The sequence below is a fragment of the Dyadobacter sp. LHD-138 genome (assembly GCF_030929615.1).
Lineage (GTDB): Bacteria > Bacteroidota > Bacteroidia > Cytophagales > Spirosomataceae > Dyadobacter.
This window is the reverse complement of the sequence record NZ_JAVFVU010000070.1, coordinates 1-15,615: the sequence shown is the minus strand read 5'-3', so window position 1 is coordinate 15,615 and position 15,615 is coordinate 1. Positions and strand designations below refer to the sequence as shown.

Genomic DNA, 15,615 nt, shown 5'->3' with positions numbered 1-15,615 from the left:
CTTCTGGCAAAAGGATACGGACTAAGGCTTGATAAGATTCGTTCAACACGCAAACGGGATTGGTTCGGGCTACAAAGCAAATAATTTATTTCATTCCCCCCAACTTTTCAGCTTGATCCCTAAGGAGTGGTATGTTGAGTATTATGCCTGGGATGAAGCCAGTGATGACCTCATTCGGAAGCGTATAAAAATTCCGATGTCTTTCCAGACGAAAAAGGCCCGTGTCCATGAGGCCAACAAAATTATCGCCGATACTAATCAAATCTTGGAGCAGGGGTACTACTTCAAAAAAGCTTCGGTTGACATCAGAACAAATATTGTTGCTGAATCAGATAACGATATCGTGCTTTCGCTTACAAAAGTACTTGAAGTTATCTCTTCAACTATGCGGCCAAAAACGGTAATTACTTACCAATCCGCAATCAATAAATTAAAAGAGTTTGCTAATCAGCAAACGTTATCAATTTACAGCTTCACGGACAAAGATTCGATTCTGTTTCGTGATCATTTGCTTACTACTACGGGGAATTCTGCCCGAACGGCCAATAATACGCTTATGCATCTGGCGACGGTTTATTCCCACTTAAAAAATCGCGTTGACGTACCAGAGAATCCTTTCAAGTTGAAAAAAATAAACAGGAAGCAACTAGGAAGAACATTGCTTTCAGTGACATTGATCGCGAAAAGGTGGAAAAGTATATGGCGGTCCACGAACCGGAGCTTTATGCATTTACCCGTTTTATATATTATGCCTTCATCCGCCCCGGGGAGTTGCGCGCTATTGAAATACAGGATGTCAGGTTTAACCAAAAATATATACTGGTACGTGGTGCAGTTTCAAAGAATGGCAAGACAGAAACTGTTCCTATTATATCGGCGTTGCTGGCCGTCATTAGTAAGTTAGAACTTTCGAAACAGAACCAATTTTTATATTTATTTGGAAAGGGGTTAATTCCGGGCAAAGAAGTTTCAGCTAAACAAGTCGCTTTTAGAAGGCATGAGAAAGTGTTAAAAGTGTTGAAGCTTGACAATAAAAACTACACACTTTATTCGTGGAAACATACGGGCGCGGTCAATGCGTATTTGTCTGGTGTGGGCATAAAGCAGTTGCAACAGATGCTACGTCACAGTACTGTGCAGATGACGGATATTTACCTGAAATCGCTGGGTTTAAGGACTGATCCGAATATTGAAAATTATAATTGGTGAGAACAAGGGGGCCGGACTTATTCTTTCGAGTTGAGCACTTTGAATTGCATGAAAATAAAAGCCTACCTACACGGATGTTGAAGGTAGGCTTTTGAATTAGTTGCTTAATAATGATACCCTCTCCATAATAAATTTTGCAATTTGATCCGGCGAATATTTCAGCCCGTCAACATAGCCATCAGTTTTAAAAACTCCTTCAACTTGACCATCGTCTATTTTTACAAACATGATGCGATCATGTTTCCTTTTCATCAGTATTTCGTTAATGGCTCTAAATTCAATACCGCACCACTCTTTTCTCTGATAATCTCCGGAAAGAAATACCACAATTAATTTTGATCTATTTCGATAAATATCTTGAAGGAGTAAATGGAGGGATGGTCTGGCGAGTTGGGCCACATAATTATTGTCATAGAAATATGTTTGAGGGCCTAAGTCAGCTTCAAGCCTGATAGCGATAGGTTCGACCACAGTTCGTGCTTCACCAGGGAATGATAGGCCAACATCAAATACATGATTTGTTATATCTACGGTTTTGGACATTTCATTTCCCCACGTAGGCAAATCAATATTTTTTTCCTTTAGTTCTTTTATCAGGTTTACATTCTTGACCGCCCAATGACTTCTATTTAATTCCCAAGTCTAATATCTAATTCAAATTTGAGATTTTCCAAATCAATAAAAGACAGAAAGGGTTCAACCTTTTTATCTCATATTCAATCCGAACAAGTTTTTGACGTCTTGTAATCTTTGTGATTAACCCAAATTTAGGCGGTTTCTTGCACGAGGATTCGTGAGCGAAAATACAAGGAAGACGTTGCAGTGTTGCAATAGATTTATTATCAAGTTTACCCAATTCGTCAGTGATTTCTTGGTCAGTATACTCTCGGATACAGCGAGATAATTCAATCTCATATGGTTCACCATTCCAAGCCTCATTACTTGCAGATACCAATAAATTGTACATGCCGTCTCTTTTGATTTAGGATCTTACAAAATTTTGCTACAAAATATAATCATGTTTGTCCGCTACGCGAAGCGACTTTATATATGTTTTTCTAACTTCGCTTTTTTGGGTAAATATTCACCTTCAGACCCCAGCGGCCGATCTCGGGCATGTACATCCGTGCGCCGTAGTCCAGGTACCCGCTGTCAATTTGCAACTCTTTTTCGTTATAAAGATAACGATTGAAACCGTTTCTCGCATTTTCTGGTAAAGTTTCATCACGCGGGACGGCTAGACCGTTGGGATAATAATCGGTTTGTTGTAAAGTTCTTCTTTGCTCATCAAAAACAACGCGGACATTCCCCAGGTGATCCTTGACAAAATAATCAAAACTTAAGGTATCTTTTCTGATTACGGCCTGGCCGTCAGAAATAGACAGCCTGCTGATTTACCATAAAAATCCTTCACGCCCCGAGCATTGTTGTCCGGGGCGTGAAGGATTTTTATGTTCAGTATTTCATATTAAGGTTTTTATCGTACAGATCACATTCAGGATTTAGCCGTTTCTATAACCTTTTTGATGTTTTCGTCTTTAGATAGATCCCAATACCACCATTTATGAGGATCGTTCTTTTCCAGTTGGAACCTTCGCTGATAAGAAACTTTGAATAAGCTTAAAAACAATTTCAGAACCTTTTCCTGCTCCCCAACCGGCAGCTCCACAATCTTTTTCAAATTATGATAAGCGACCCCCTTGCGCAAAAGAACGCAGGGCGTAAATGTTGGTTTTAGCCCACTTTCACTTATTGCAGCACCAACGTCGTCATCGTTGGGTTTTGATTGTAAGACCAAAAAGAGCAATTCATTTAAAAATTTGTTTCTGTCATCCAAGTCAAACGACTGAAATTTATCAAGCAAAACTTCATAGCTGGCCAAACCTTGACCAAACTTATTTAACAGTATCTCATCTTGCAATACCATATGTTATTTTGGAAAAATTGTAATAAATGGTTTCGTTGGATCGACAGTACCTTTGAAGATATCTTGTCATCCGCTCAGCACAATATGCGATATAACAGAACAGGCTCCTAAATCGGAGCCTGCTTTTAAGTTTTCTTATTCAATTTCGTTTTTGGATAACCTTTTATATTTCAAGAACTGCGATGACGTTAACATCTTGGCTTTTATCTGTTCTGAATTTAGAGGTATTGATTCGAGATCTTCTCCAACAATCACCAAACCTTTTAAAATCATAAAATTGATTAAGTAGTCCAAGATATGTCTGTATTGACTAGTTAAATCAATTCTGAATGAAACGGATGCGACAAGGTCTGCTTCAATAAATATCTCGAATACATTTGATTCAACGTTTCCGTAAATCAAAAGATCCTTACTCCATGATTTTGATCTCGAAAGTATTTCTTCTATTTCAGAGAAAAAATCTGAGCGAATACCTGTGTTTTTCCAAAATACAGAGTCATCGAACAAAGAATCCTTATCAACTTTCAATTTTTCCTGTCGCCAGAATTTATCGTAGCTACTAAGGGGAAGAATAAAAAAATTATATTGCCAAAGTGCCATAGGTTTTTATAATAAGTTTAGCTCTGACAATTGCTCTTCTCTAATCTCATTCACATCTACGCATTAAATTTTACATCGGCTAAAAGATAATCCCGTTAGAATTACGCATCTGGTTTTTGCTTAACAGGAAAATTCGGTGAAACTGTTGACCGATATTCCAAATAACAAAGCCACCTAAATCGGTGGTTTTGTTATTTTACCCAGCTAGATTAAAGTAACCCTTCAGATTAAATATAGAATATTCTATTTAATTGGAGGGGTTGTGATTACTTTTTCTAAACTCCCAATTAGCACATATTTACTATTGTCTTCTAAAAAGTTTTCATCATTGTTTTCAAAATCATCCAATAAGAATACTGCCCCTCCGACAGTACCCTCATAATTATTTTCTATTGTAAGCGCTTGCTTTTCATATCTTGGTTTTAAAATTAATATTTTTCCTGTTTGGCCTCCAAAGCTTAGTAAATGGTCCGATTTGAAAATTACCAACGAGGGAGAAAGAACTTTTACAATTTCTCCAATTATAAGATTTGAACCAGTAGCGTCTTCGAAGTCCCAAGGATCGCTTACTATTATTTTATACTTTGTCATCATTATACAATTTAACGGCCTAATGGTTGCCAATTAATTAATCGCACTTTTACAAGATCTGTTGTCAAAAATTCAGCACCTTTTCCAGGCATTCCAAAAGCAGGTTCTACTTTTGTTCCATTGCGGATTAAACTAGGATTATTTAAGATTTTGAATTCAACTCGATGTGTGGGTGTACTAGGTAATGCCAATCGTTGTTGAACTTTTAATGCAGACTTATATGAGTCTTTTGTGAAAAAAGTTTCTCCGGGTCTTCCGCCTCTTAGTAATCCTGTCTCTTGGATGGCTTTCAGTTCTCCTTCCGTCATGTATCGAAATGCGTTCCCACTTGTCTTTGAGGTCGAAAGCCAAGCTTTTACATTTTTTATAAGTCCCCCAATCTGCGCCATACTGGCAATATCAATACCAGTGTGAACCGCCTTTTCATATTCGGAAAATTGTGTTCCGTTCTGGTATTTTGCATCTGCATTGTAAAGAATCGACTGTTCCTGTTGTGGCAAGTTTACGCCTCCTGCTATTTGGGGCGTAACACTGTTCTGAGTCCGACTAGTCGCATCGACCCTTGCAACGCTCTGAGGGCAGTTGGGTGGACATCCACTACTTTCTCCAATCCCATATTCCTTTTTTACCTGATCAAATTCAACGTTTCCTCCGTGACTATTTTCATACCGACTTGTCTTCCAGTTGTAGGTTGTACGCATCCCGTCCGGGTCAATCATCAGGACCGGGTTCCCATTTGCGTACATAAAGGGTGATAGCCCTGCTGCAACTTCACTGAGCGGGTCGACCACGCCCCAACGGCCGATCTCGGGCATGTACATCCGTGCGCCGTAGTCCAGGTACCCGCTGCCAATTTGCAACTCTTTTTCGTTATAAAGATAACGATTGAAACCGTTTCTCGCATTTTCTGGTAAAGTTCCATCACGCGGGACGGCTAGACCGTTCGGATAATAGTCAGTTTGTTGTAAAGTCCTTCTCTGTTCATCAAAAACAACACGGACATTCCCCAAGTGGTCTTTGACAAAAAAATCGAAACGCAATGTGTCTTTTCTGATCACGGCCTGGCCATCAGAAATAGACAGCCTGCTGAACTTGTTAGTCGAACTTACCTCCCGGTATTCAAAGGCACCGGCGTATTTCAACGTAAGTGTATCGGCAACATATTTGTGTTTTGTTCCGGCTGCATCATAATCGTAGGCCAGGGTTTTGCCGCCAACCACAACGCTTGTGGGTAGGTTCAAATAGTTATAACTAAGCGTTGCCCCTCTGTTGCCATCACTGGTCATGTTGCCATTGGCATCGTAGGCGTAGCCGCTAGCACCATTTTTGACACCCTTGCCATTGGCCCCGGTATTGGTTACGGAGGACATGCGGTTGCCAGTTCCGTCATACTGGTATGTGAGGTTGTCCACCGCAAACCCGGCGCGGTTCAGCGAAAGCAGATTCCCGTTTTTGTCATAGTCGATCCCGCTTTCAGTATCGGAATAACCATGGAGGCCGGAAGAACCCGTGAGGCGGTTTACACCGTCATAGGTAAATGAAAGGCCTTTTGTAAAATTGGTTTGTGCTTTACCACTCCACTGGATCTCGCTGATATTGCCATTGGTATAGGTGGCACCATTGGCGTAAGCGATTTTATAAGTGAAAAAGGAGGAATCTGCGGGGTTGGATTTCCTTTTCCAGTAAGCCGTTCTCGCATCGGTCAGCCATCCACGGATGTTGTGGGTGTAGCTGGTGCGGCGCTGGAAGTTGACGCCATCACTGGAATGCTGTCCTTTTTGCAGTATTTGCCCCAGCTCATTATAGCGCTGGCCCAGGGTTGTTACTTCCTTTGCAGGCATACTGCCAATAGTCACCTTCTCCCTGACACTGAGCAGTCTGTCTGCATGGTCGTATTCAAAGGTTTTCAGATGGGTGCTGGTCGATGAAGGCAGCAGTTGTTCTGTTTTTTCTTCTGCAATGATGGCGGCCAGGTCATATTTGTATTTGTTGGAAACCCTTTGAACTGCTCCGCCCAGATCATAAAGTTCAGATGCAGTCTGGATCGTGCGGTATTCTGTGTCGTAATAAACAGCACTAACCAGCCATTGCGCACCGGCATTTAACATCTTCGTGCGAGATCCCGTGGCCTGGCCTTTAACGCTGGTACGGGCTGATATGGTGTAGGTATCAACGTAGTTCAGGCTGGTTGGTTTGGGGAAGCTGTAATCGTCAAAATACGAAACATTCAATACATGGGTTTCCTCGATATTGTGCGTTCCGTTTGGTAAAGTATAGGTGAATGTATAACCGATACCCGAACCTATTTTTTCTTCATGGTGTGTGGTAATTGTGTTGGACGTGGCTTGCCATACTTCCCGACTGGAAGCGGACGGCAATTCACCTGTGATGACCGGACGATTTAACGCGTCATATTTTGTAAAAGCCCACACACCGCGAGCAAGCTGGTTTGCATCCTGGGAAAGTGCCAGCCGGTCAAAAATGTCATACACCATATTGACGACACCTGCTCCGGGCATCTTTTTCGCGGTCACCCTTCCGCGATCATCGTACTGATAGAGAAACGCATAATTGGATGTACTTGCTTCATCTTCATATTTGGGCTGTAATACAGCACGGAGTTGGCTGAAATCATCATAGACATAATAGGTAGCCAGGGCTTCGCTTCCCTCTTTCTTGCAAATTACCCGGCCTTGCGTATCGGTGAATTCAATATGGGTTTTCCCGTTTTCATCGGTTGTCTGTATACGGCTTAGTTTTCCGGCCGGATAGTTTCCGTTTGCTGTTACCGTTAAAAGGATATTGGCATTGGCCGCATAGTCATACCGTTTAACTTCTGTGCCGCCATTGGAGCCGTAGCTGATGGAAGAACCTGCGCTTTTATTGCCGGGGCAAGCTGTGCGGTGGGACGGTTGAGTGGGGAACGTTCAAAGGTGGTTTCGGTGAATGGACGACCCAAGTCGGTTGATTCCAATGAAGGGGAGTTGGCCGTGTAAAAACCAGCGGCCAGACTGCTTGCCTGAAATGCCCCATTCGTACTGGTAGCGTATGGTAGGAACTGTTTCGCAGCCCGGCCATAAGCATCGTACTGCTGATGCACCACCAAATCTTTTCCGGAAGGACTTTGGCCTACGCCCACAGTTTGAAGTGGTCTTCCAAGTCCATCCAGATACTGTACCTGTATCTGCACCTGGCTAACATTGTTTACGGCAGCACCGGTCTGTTTGAAGGTGCGGGAAAGGATAAAATTCCTGGATGTTGTCTGGGCCTGGCAGACCGTTACCGTTAAAAGAAGAAATAAATATATAAGGCGTTTCATAGGATCTGTTGATTAGGAAAAGACCGTTACTGTTTGATAACCCTGTGGATGGTAGCCATACCATTGGCTTCGATGAGATGAACCATGTACACCCCTACGGAAAGACTATTGGTCTGAATGGTGTTGCCTACCGGCTCACCCGAGAAAACCAGTTTGCCCTGAATGTCGTAAATGCGTACATTTTTGACCGGGCCGGAAACACTGGTATCCAGGTGTAGTTTATCTCCCATCACGAGCGGATTTGGGTAAACGGCTACGCTGCCATCAAAGCGCAGGCTTTGAATGCGGCTGTATGCATAAGTACCATCCAGGTCTACCATTTTAAGTCGGTACAGGTTTTGACCGTGTATTGGAAAGCGGTCCCTGAAATCATAATGTTTCATGGAGCTACTTTCACCAGAAGCGCTAACGCTTCCCAACTTTGACCAGGTCTTGCCATCTTGTCCCCGTTCAATATCAAAACGTTCGCTGTTGGTTTCCGCTGTCGTACTCCAGCTCAAAAGAGCCACGGACGCAGGTCCTGATGAACCTTCACGTGTCGCTGTAAAATTCAGGAGTGTTACCGGTAGCGGACCGTCGTTTATTTCCGGGATCAGGGCAATGTTTTCAGGTGAAACTGTGCCGGTTACTGTAATTGCCGAGCATTCGGACAAGGTTTGGCCGTAGTAATTGTAACAGTAAGCGTTTCGAATGCCACCGCTTGCGCCATCATTACGGATGTTTTTTAGCCTGTTGAAAGCGTCATATTCGTAATAAAGAACTTTTCCGTCAGGACCGGTCGTAGTTTTGGAGCCAACCAACGGTTCATAGGTCCAGGATGATGTTTGCGCTAAGGCAGATCCTACACCCGTTGTCATCGAAGCGAGCTGGTTGATGCTGCCCGCAGCGGAAGACCAGTCCAGGATTGTACTTACGCCGTTTCTTTCCGTGTACTGCGTGGGATATCCCCTGTCATTGTAGCTGTTAAAAGCGATTTCCGGATAGAGCGTGCCTGATATACCACCGGCAATCCGCTGTGTACTCACCTGGGTGGGGACATAAATGCATGGACTAGACGTGCCCCAGCTTCCGGACGCGCAACCAAAATCGGTCTTGGTCAGCCTGGCCATCGTTCCTTCTTTGACAGTCTGGGTAACCACCGGGTTTACGATATTGGCCGTCACCATGGCTGAATAGGCCGGTACATCGAAAGGATAGGTATAAGTGGTTTCAAAACTTTGCCCTTCACTGTTGATGAAGGTGCTCAGGCTGGGCACATTGTAATTGGCCGGATACTGATACGTTTCGGTTGTCGTTACACCGTCACTGACAATCGTTTTATCGCTGAGCTGCACCACACCCGTGGTAATTTTGTAATCAAAAATCCTGAATGCATTCTGGCCATGGCCGCAGACTTGGTAAGCAAAGGATGGATCTCCGCTATCTGCGTCAATGGCAAATGGTTCTATATATTGGGAAGGGAGTGTATCACGTAGTACTTTATTATAATTGAAAGTTTCCTTTCGGATGGTTGCATAGCTACCCGCCCCGTACGCAAAGGTTTCTTTTTCTTTCAGGTTAGATCCTTTCCAGTAGTCGACCGTAGAAAGATAACGGGCATAGGGTGTGTCGGCAAAGACAAGGCTGGGTTGATCGAAAGTGTATATTGTTTTGCCTTGGTTGGCGGTGGTGCCGCTACCAATATGCTCAGTAACCGTAGAATACAGCACGGGGCTGGTTTCAAAATAAGACGAGCCATCCACGATATCGGATGAGACCTTAATCAGGTAATTGTTTTCAGGAACGCAGCCAGCAGTGAGTATTATTTCTTTATGCGTATAACCCATGGTAAAGAAGCTTTCAAGCTGGAAGGGATTGAGCCTGATGGATCCACACCCGGTGCATCCATCACCTCCATATTCATAGGTCTTGATTTCCTGTACGCCTTCCACGGTATTGATGATCCGTGCTACGCGTAGCCCCCCTGCATTGGTTGCGACAAAGGCCCAATTGGCTTTATTGCCTTCAAACTCAAACTCTGTGGTTCCTCCTGTTGGGAATGTGATCTTGCGGATTACATAGTAGTTGGTCGGGACGGGGTTTGCCGTTCTATCAGCGCTGCCCGTGCTGTAATAAGTAAATGCGCCGCCAGGGGCAAATGCCTGGATCTTGTAAAAGCCGGGTACCAGGGTTCCATTGGTGTTTTTTTCATTATAAAATCCCCAATAGTCTATGCCTTTTAAATCAACCGGGTTATTGGGTGCGGGCGTTGGTGGTTCGGTGTAATCAAAACTATGTGTTTCGTTGGCCGTACCGGCAGGTAAGCCAAAGCGTTCTAACCTGGTTAATTTATAACGTTTGGTATCGCCGGTATAATTGGCCTGGGTGAAGGAATGCTTTTGTATGAGTTTGTTGTCGCTGTTGTAGACCTCCACATTTTTTAGTTTGTAGCCATCGTAAACGGCAGGCATAGATCCGGATGTTTCGTATCCAAACAGCACCTTGCCATTGTTAAATTCGATGGACTCGATCAGTGCTACATAGTGTGTCGATGTGGTGATACCCTGTGAAACGGAAATGTGCGAATAACCCGTACTGGTGGGGTCGTATGTCACTGAATTGGGGATGGTTTGTAGGCCCATAATGTCAGTACTTTTAATGCTACCCACATCAGTACGGCTGCTACTGGTGTGGTAAATACCCGTTTTATATTTTAATTTGATATGCTCTTTTCCACCCTGCGAAATGATATCGGTCAAAAGCCAGCTGGTTTTAAAGGACCGTCCGGCATCATGCTGGTTTGGATAGGTCGTTTCGCTTACATCGACATTATCCATCGACAATCTGAAAATAATTGAAAACGGAATTGAATGTCGCGCTGTTGGAAGTGATCTTGATCGGTCGGTAGGGTACCGTAATGGGAGTATTGGAGCCTGTGTAGGCGCCTGATCCGTCAAACAGGTTTTTTAACAGGAACTTTCCCCCACCGGAAGGGAAACCATAATTGAAAATATCAGGTTGCATGTCAGTCCCCGAAGCATTTTCATTGGCAAAGAGTTGCAACTGGTAAAGCCGTTTGTCAGCATCCATCGGTTCGATCGTTGTTCCGCCCAAAGAGCTGCCACTCATAACGGGGCTTGGTGTTGCAGCAAGCTCGTCGGGGTCAGCTACAACCGTACGGGATATACGCCAGCCTGCTGTACTGATTGACCAGCCTAGCCCCACGGGGCCGCTGTTGTCACGAGGTTTAAATCCGCCTGCATGGTAGGAGATATTGATAGGCAGTTTGAGCTTTCCGGTGTTGATGGTGTAGATCGGAATGTTGATGTCAGGGACTCCGGTGGTATGCCCGACAGGAAAATCTCCATAGCGCTGAAAACCAACAGCCTGAGGGGAGGGTGGCGTTACGTTCGGTGCAAATTTGGTACCATCGGCGGCTAAGCCCGCCTCGACAGCGGTAACGATAGTACTGTCCTTTCTGGGTTTTTGGGCAAAAAGAGGGTGAATTCCGCAAAAGATCAATAAAATTAAAGAGGGTATCCTGTGTTTCATAAAACAAATTGAGATTAAATGAACATGATAATTTAAGGAGTGGACGCAGAAATAGACATCCATCTGGATAAGGGATGGTTAAAAGCTTTTACATTTCGTTGTCGGAAAGGTGATGCTAGTGTTCTAGAAAGTCTTCTTGAAATGCCAATTTCCTAAAATGAAAATTATAGTGTGTCTTCATGAAGTAGTTAGTGTTAGAAAGTAGAATGTTTATTACGAAAGTAACTTGATGCAAACTTAAAAAGACTTATCGAACGGCAAACGAAAACTTATTTAACGGTAAATATTTCATCTAATAAATCTGGAGTTCAATAAGATATGGATAATGAATGTTCATCTGAAAGCGCCATACTTCATACGAGACTAATTTTCTTGGCCGGGAAAAAAACATTCCCCTGAATCTCAGGGGAGGGTCCAAATAATTATGATGTCCCATTCTTACTGAAAATAATTCTAGTTCACGACAGGGTAGTTGAATCAATTGCCGAAGAACTAAATATTTGGAAGAAATGGGGAAATGGAGAGTCAGGATGGTGTAGTGAGGCCAGGAATAACTAACCGCAGCTTTTTTCTTTTGCAGGTTTTTTTTAAAACCTGCAAAAGAAAAAAGCTGCCCCACTGACATCAATTTTCCGGAACATTTCAGATAGCTATAGAATCGAGATAGCAACCGGCCCAGAGGGCCGATAGAACTCCAAACTCCTGATATACTTTTCGAAGCCAAAACTCGGCCCCGGCGGCATGCCCCCTGGGGGGCAGGAACGGAGCAGCACCTTAGTGCTGCGGAGTGGCCGCCGGGGGGATATGGGAAGGCAGTTGGCGAATCTTGTGAGCAACTGCCTGACGTGCGGAGAGCAGGGCTGCGCAACATATTCGATAGTCGAAGCCGATAAACTGACGCTGACGACCAACTCTTAAGAGCCCAGATAATGGGCGCGGCCCAAACAACGCACAACCGATTTTAAAAAGGAGGATGTCAACACAGCGTTGCTAAAAAAAATAAGTACTGCGTACAATGTACCGCTGACTTATTTTTTCAATAGTTATTTATGGGTAGATAAAAAATCATCGATTACGGACAATGGTGCCGTAAAACTGGTGGCTGCTGCCGTTCAAAATGATACCAGGTTAATGGTTTTGGAAGTAGAAAATAAAAGTCAGAAGGAACAAATTTCGCTATTGAGGGAGATGGTCGATATGTATAAAAGACAAGAAAATTTGGGACAAATAGCGGGACAAAATGATGACAAATAGTACGGGACAAGGTATGAAATTGGTAACTAATTGTGTGATAGGGGCGTGTATTGGATATATGGTATATTCTCTTCCTCTCTACAAATGGCTTATTTTAGACCGAAATTGCACTTGCAACCACATAGATAACTATGTGGTTGTTTTGGTTTTATGTCAAATTGACTACGATTTTTATTCAGGTTACGGATTAGTTTCGGCTAAAATTGGCCGATTACGGCATTTTCGCCGAAAACCAAACTCTCCTAATAAAAACTGTGATTTCTCAACTGCCCTCTATGAAAATTCTATTCTGGTTTAGACAATCAGAAGCTACCAGCAAAAACGAAAACGATCCATTTGGCACAATTCAATGCCGAATTAAAATTGATACGCAATCAATTGAGATCGGAGCAACACCGGTTTCTTGTAAGAAAAGTGCTTGGAATTCTGCCGATCAGATTGTGCTTGGAAGTAATTTAAGATCTACAAATTTTAATAAAGCTCTCCATGCTATATCAACAAACCTATCTCGTTTGTTTGATATTCTATCGACGAAATATGATTTCGTATCACCGGCGACGGTTAAAGAATATTATCTGAGTAAAAAGAAATTTATCTATACGATGGCTGAAATTTCCAAAGGTTACTTTGCTCATCGAGAAAAGGAAGTCGCAAAGAACATCATCACGCAAAGTACTTACGATGTTAATGAGAATTATGCTCGTCACATACTGGATTTCTGTGCTACTCAAAAGCTTGTCAAGCCTATCCAAATACCGCCTACATTTTTTACAGACCTTTTTAACTTTATGATTGATGACGGACGAACTGGCCAACGCATGGCAAGAAAAATTGCGAGCTTTGCAAAGCAGATGCTCAAATGGGCAAAAAAGAATGGTATGAGTCCAAAATTATCATGTTTTGATGAAACCCTACCTGGTAAGAATGATTCAGAAGACAACCTGGACACGACTCATCTTTCTATTCCACAGATTGAAAAACTCTATAATTTTGATTTTCACGCGCTGGTGGATCAAGGAATAATTACCAAACAAACAGCTACCATGCTCAGCCATGAGCGGTACGCGTTTATTTTCAACTGCTTCACTGGCATGCATCATGTAGATTACACTAAAAAAGATTTTCTTTTAGAGGAATTCTACGGAGCGCTATTTATCAGAGGCTCCCGTTACAAAACCAAAATACGGTTTTCAGTCAAGCTCTTGGAGCCGGCGGTGGAAATACTCAAGCTCTATAATAATAAACTGGAAAATCTGCCCATTAAAAGTAATCAGAAAAGAAATGAAACTTTAAAGATTGTGGCTATGTATGCCGGAATTCCCTTGAAACTCACAACTAAGGTTGCGAGAAAAACATTTTGTGATCTTGCTTTAAATGAAATGTTAATGTCCGCAGATGATGTGGCCGCTTGCCTGGGCCTAAAAAGTACAAGGCATCTTAAAAATTACGGAAGGATCCGAGAAAGAAGATTGATGAAGACAATGACAAGCTGGGGTGAGTTAAAACAGGCGTCGTAACAGAAAAGAGCCGCTCGTGAAGGCGGCTCTTTTTTTGAAAATTTAAAAAAAAATCTAATCAGATACTAATTAGGTTTTTTGTGAGATTTGACAAACGACCTCAATTGACCTAATAAAACCTCCACCCGGAGGTTAGTTTAATATAATTTCCATCTTTAAAATGGTTGCTTTCAGTTACGTATTGAAGACGGGTTTTGATTTCTTTCTCGAGTATTTCAAACTCAGGACCGGTAATATCGTCTTCAGGACTTTTCATGAAATCTACCTCCTGAATAATTCCGTCAGGCGTGCAATAGTAGGTTACAAAAATTGAGAGACTATCCATACGAAACTTTTCCAGTTTTCCTGACACAATAGCAGTCTGGTTGATTTTTTTAATAACATCATACGTAGCCATATGAGCATTGTATAATGCATAAGGCGGGAAACGCCTAGCAAAAGGATCACCGACAACATTACTGGTAATCGGTATCAGTTGATAATTGGGCATAACTGGGTAGCCCCCGACTTTTGGAAAATACATAGGGACTTTAAATAGTTCATTTTTCTTATTCCAGATTAGAGCTGTGTTATTTAACAACTGGTAAAAAAAAATACTATTCTTACCCTCGAGTTTACCTTCAATTATCCGACTGTCCTGGCCTTTGGACATCACGCACCCCATGATCAGGTATAAACCCAAAGCTATTACTGTCATTTGTATTTTTTTTATCTCGGACATGACGACGAGTTTAAGGCCGTTAAAAATGCATTCGGAGGCATATCATAGCGAATTGGAGAACTATATTGAGGGTATTTTTGTCTAAAACGATCCATCCAATAATAATATTGAGGTTGCAGTGTTGACCACGTTGGCCATTTAGTTCCACTATCGGTTACAACATCACGCAACCAGGCTGCGTAGGCCGGATCATCTGAAGCAAAACAACAGCCGGTAGAAGAGTTAACACCAGTCGTTCCCATAATATCTTTCATAATCCATGCTTCGAACTCAATGTTTACTCGGCCCGGGGTATCCTTCCCTAAATATTGCTCAGTTCCACCCGGATAGTAAGTATTTTGATAAGCATGGAAAATCTCTTCAGTGAATACATCGTTTACAATTGCTCCATCATCCTTAAACTTAAAATCATTATTGATTGGATTGTAGGCACCCATTCCAGGTATGCCAGGATCAACAGAGAAATTGAATCTCAGGCCAGCCGCTACAATATTCGCGTAGATAATAGAATTGAAGCAATTTTTTAAGTAAAAGAAAAGGATCTCATTGACCAGAAACTTCTGAGCCTGATCTAGTGTACTGGAGAATTTATAAATTTTATGTAAATTGTCTGGGTATTCTCCTATATAAGGCCTCGGAAAATTTCCACCTCCACCTCCATACGAATTGAACCCACCCATTACAATGGCCGAGTAGCCACCACCACCGCCGCCGCTTCCAGACGTGTAACATGAGTAGTCGTTATACATCCATTGGCACTCGGCGTATAACCCCATGCTGGGTACGGAAACGCAGGAATAATATTGTGCAATTATATAACAATCCAGGGTACTGGTTCGTCCTGATTGAGAAGATGGAATAAATTCCTGGACCTGCCTGCCTTCATCCAGTATAAATCCTTTTTTGAACTCACCATTGACATCTTCAACAATGACTTTTCCTGAAA

At 42.6% G+C, this 15,615-nt stretch carries 13 protein-coding genes; 3 read left to right on the top strand and 10 right to left on the bottom strand.

What is annotated here, in order from left to right:
• Positions 1-687: 687 nt before the first annotated feature.
• On the top strand, positions 688-1,209 hold the full coding sequence (locus RB622_RS29370) for a site-specific integrase (RefSeq protein ID WP_308050403.1): 522 nt from the start codon (positions 688-690) through the stop codon (positions 1,207-1,209).
• Positions 1,210-1,305: 96 nt separating this feature from the next.
• Here RB622_RS29370 and RB622_RS29365 read toward each other — a convergent pair whose 3' ends face one another.
• The 8 genes from RB622_RS29365 to RB622_RS29330 all read right to left on the bottom strand — a co-directional run bounded on the left by RB622_RS29365 (position 1,306) and on the right by RB622_RS29330 (position 11,177).
• Positions 1,306-1,752, bottom strand: a complete 447-nt coding sequence (locus RB622_RS29365) for a TIR domain-containing protein (protein ID WP_308050402.1) — start codon at positions 1,750-1,752, stop codon at positions 1,306-1,308.
• A gap of 952 nt (positions 1,753-2,704) precedes the next feature.
• Positions 2,705-3,136, bottom strand: coding sequence for a DUF5958 family protein (locus RB622_RS29360; protein ID WP_308050401.1), 432 nt, complete (start codon positions 3,134-3,136; stop codon positions 2,705-2,707).
• Positions 3,137-3,271: 135 nt separating this feature from the next.
• Positions 3,272-3,736, bottom strand: coding sequence for a hypothetical protein (locus RB622_RS29355; RefSeq protein ID WP_308050400.1), 465 nt, complete (start codon positions 3,734-3,736; stop codon positions 3,272-3,274).
• Between the two features lie 243 nt (positions 3,737-3,979).
• Positions 3,980-4,330: a hypothetical protein gene (locus RB622_RS29350; RefSeq protein WP_308050398.1), complete on the bottom strand. Its 351-nt coding sequence runs from the start codon at positions 4,328-4,330 to the stop codon at positions 3,980-3,982.
• Positions 4,331-4,338: 8 nt separating this feature from the next.
• Positions 4,339-6,861 carry an RHS repeat-associated core domain-containing protein gene (locus tag RB622_RS29345; RefSeq protein ID WP_308050397.1) on the bottom strand — a complete coding sequence of 841 codons (2,523 nt, stop codon included), beginning with the start codon at positions 6,859-6,861 and terminating at the stop codon, positions 4,339-4,341.
• A 257-nt stretch (positions 6,862-7,118) separates the two neighbouring features.
• Positions 7,119-7,646, bottom strand: coding sequence for a DUF6443 domain-containing protein (locus RB622_RS29340; protein WP_308050396.1), 528 nt, complete (start codon positions 7,644-7,646; stop codon positions 7,119-7,121).
• Between the two features lie 26 nt (positions 7,647-7,672).
• Positions 7,673-10,462 (bottom strand): T9SS type A sorting domain-containing protein, encoded by a 2,790-nt coding sequence (locus RB622_RS29335; RefSeq protein WP_308050395.1) that lies wholly within the window; start codon positions 10,460-10,462, stop codon positions 7,673-7,675.
• On the bottom strand, positions 10,455-11,177 hold the full coding sequence (locus RB622_RS29330; protein ID WP_308050394.1) for a hypothetical protein: 723 nt from the start codon (positions 11,175-11,177) through the stop codon (positions 10,455-10,457). The genes RB622_RS29335 and RB622_RS29330 overlap by 8 nt, the downstream gene beginning before the upstream one ends.
• Before the next feature lie 987 nt (positions 11,178-12,164).
• Between RB622_RS29330 and RB622_RS29325 the strand changes: the two genes are divergently transcribed.
• The gene (locus RB622_RS29325; RefSeq protein ID WP_308050393.1) at positions 12,165-12,431 is read left to right on the top strand and encodes a hypothetical protein; all 267 of its coding nucleotides are present in this window, start codon (positions 12,165-12,167) and stop codon (positions 12,429-12,431) included.
• Between the two features lie 275 nt (positions 12,432-12,706).
• On the top strand, positions 12,707-13,948 hold the full coding sequence (locus tag RB622_RS29320; protein ID WP_308050392.1) for a hypothetical protein: 1,242 nt from the start codon (positions 12,707-12,709) through the stop codon (positions 13,946-13,948).
• A 109-nt stretch (positions 13,949-14,057) separates the two neighbouring features.
• On the opposite strand, the gene RB622_RS29315 is transcribed toward RB622_RS29320, so the two are convergent.
• Positions 14,058-14,669, bottom strand: a complete 612-nt coding sequence (locus RB622_RS29315) for a hypothetical protein (protein WP_308050391.1) — start codon at positions 14,667-14,669, stop codon at positions 14,058-14,060.
• A partial coding sequence (locus tag RB622_RS29310; RefSeq protein ID WP_308050389.1) for a hypothetical protein occupies positions 14,657-15,615 on the bottom strand: 959 nt, incomplete at its 5' end. The genes RB622_RS29310 and RB622_RS29315, both read right to left, overlap by 13 nt.

What these genes read in the sequence shown, in the direction of transcription:
- RB622_RS29365 (WP_308050402.1), bottom strand. Translation starts at nt 1,752, where the DNA reads ATGTCCAAAACCGTAGATATAACAAATCATGTATTTGATGTTGGCCTA.
- RB622_RS29360 (WP_308050401.1), bottom strand. Translation starts at nt 3,136, where the DNA reads ATGGTATTGCAAGATGAGATACTGTTAAATAAGTTTGGTCAAGGTTTG.
- RB622_RS29355 (WP_308050400.1), bottom strand. Translation starts at nt 3,736, where the DNA reads ATGGCACTTTGGCAATATAATTTTTTTATTCTTCCCCTTAGTAGCTAC.
- RB622_RS29350 (WP_308050398.1), bottom strand. Translation starts at nt 4,330, where the DNA reads ATGATGACAAAGTATAAAATAATAGTAAGCGATCCTTGGGACTTCGAA.
- RB622_RS29340 (WP_308050396.1), bottom strand. Translation starts at nt 7,646, where the DNA reads ATGAAACGCCTTATATATTTATTTCTTCTTTTAACGGTAACGGTCTGC.
- RB622_RS29335 (WP_308050395.1), bottom strand. Translation starts at nt 10,462, where the DNA reads ATGGATAATGTCGATGTAAGCGAAACGACCTATCCAAACCAGCATGAT.
- RB622_RS29330 (WP_308050394.1), bottom strand. Translation starts at nt 11,177, where the DNA reads ATGAAACACAGGATACCCTCTTTAATTTTATTGATCTTTTGCGGAATT.
- RB622_RS29320 (WP_308050392.1), top strand. Translation starts at nt 12,707, where the DNA reads ATGAAAATTCTATTCTGGTTTAGACAATCAGAAGCTACCAGCAAAAAC.
- RB622_RS29315 (WP_308050391.1), bottom strand. Translation starts at nt 14,669, where the DNA reads ATGTCCGAGATAAAAAAAATACAAATGACAGTAATAGCTTTGGGTTTA.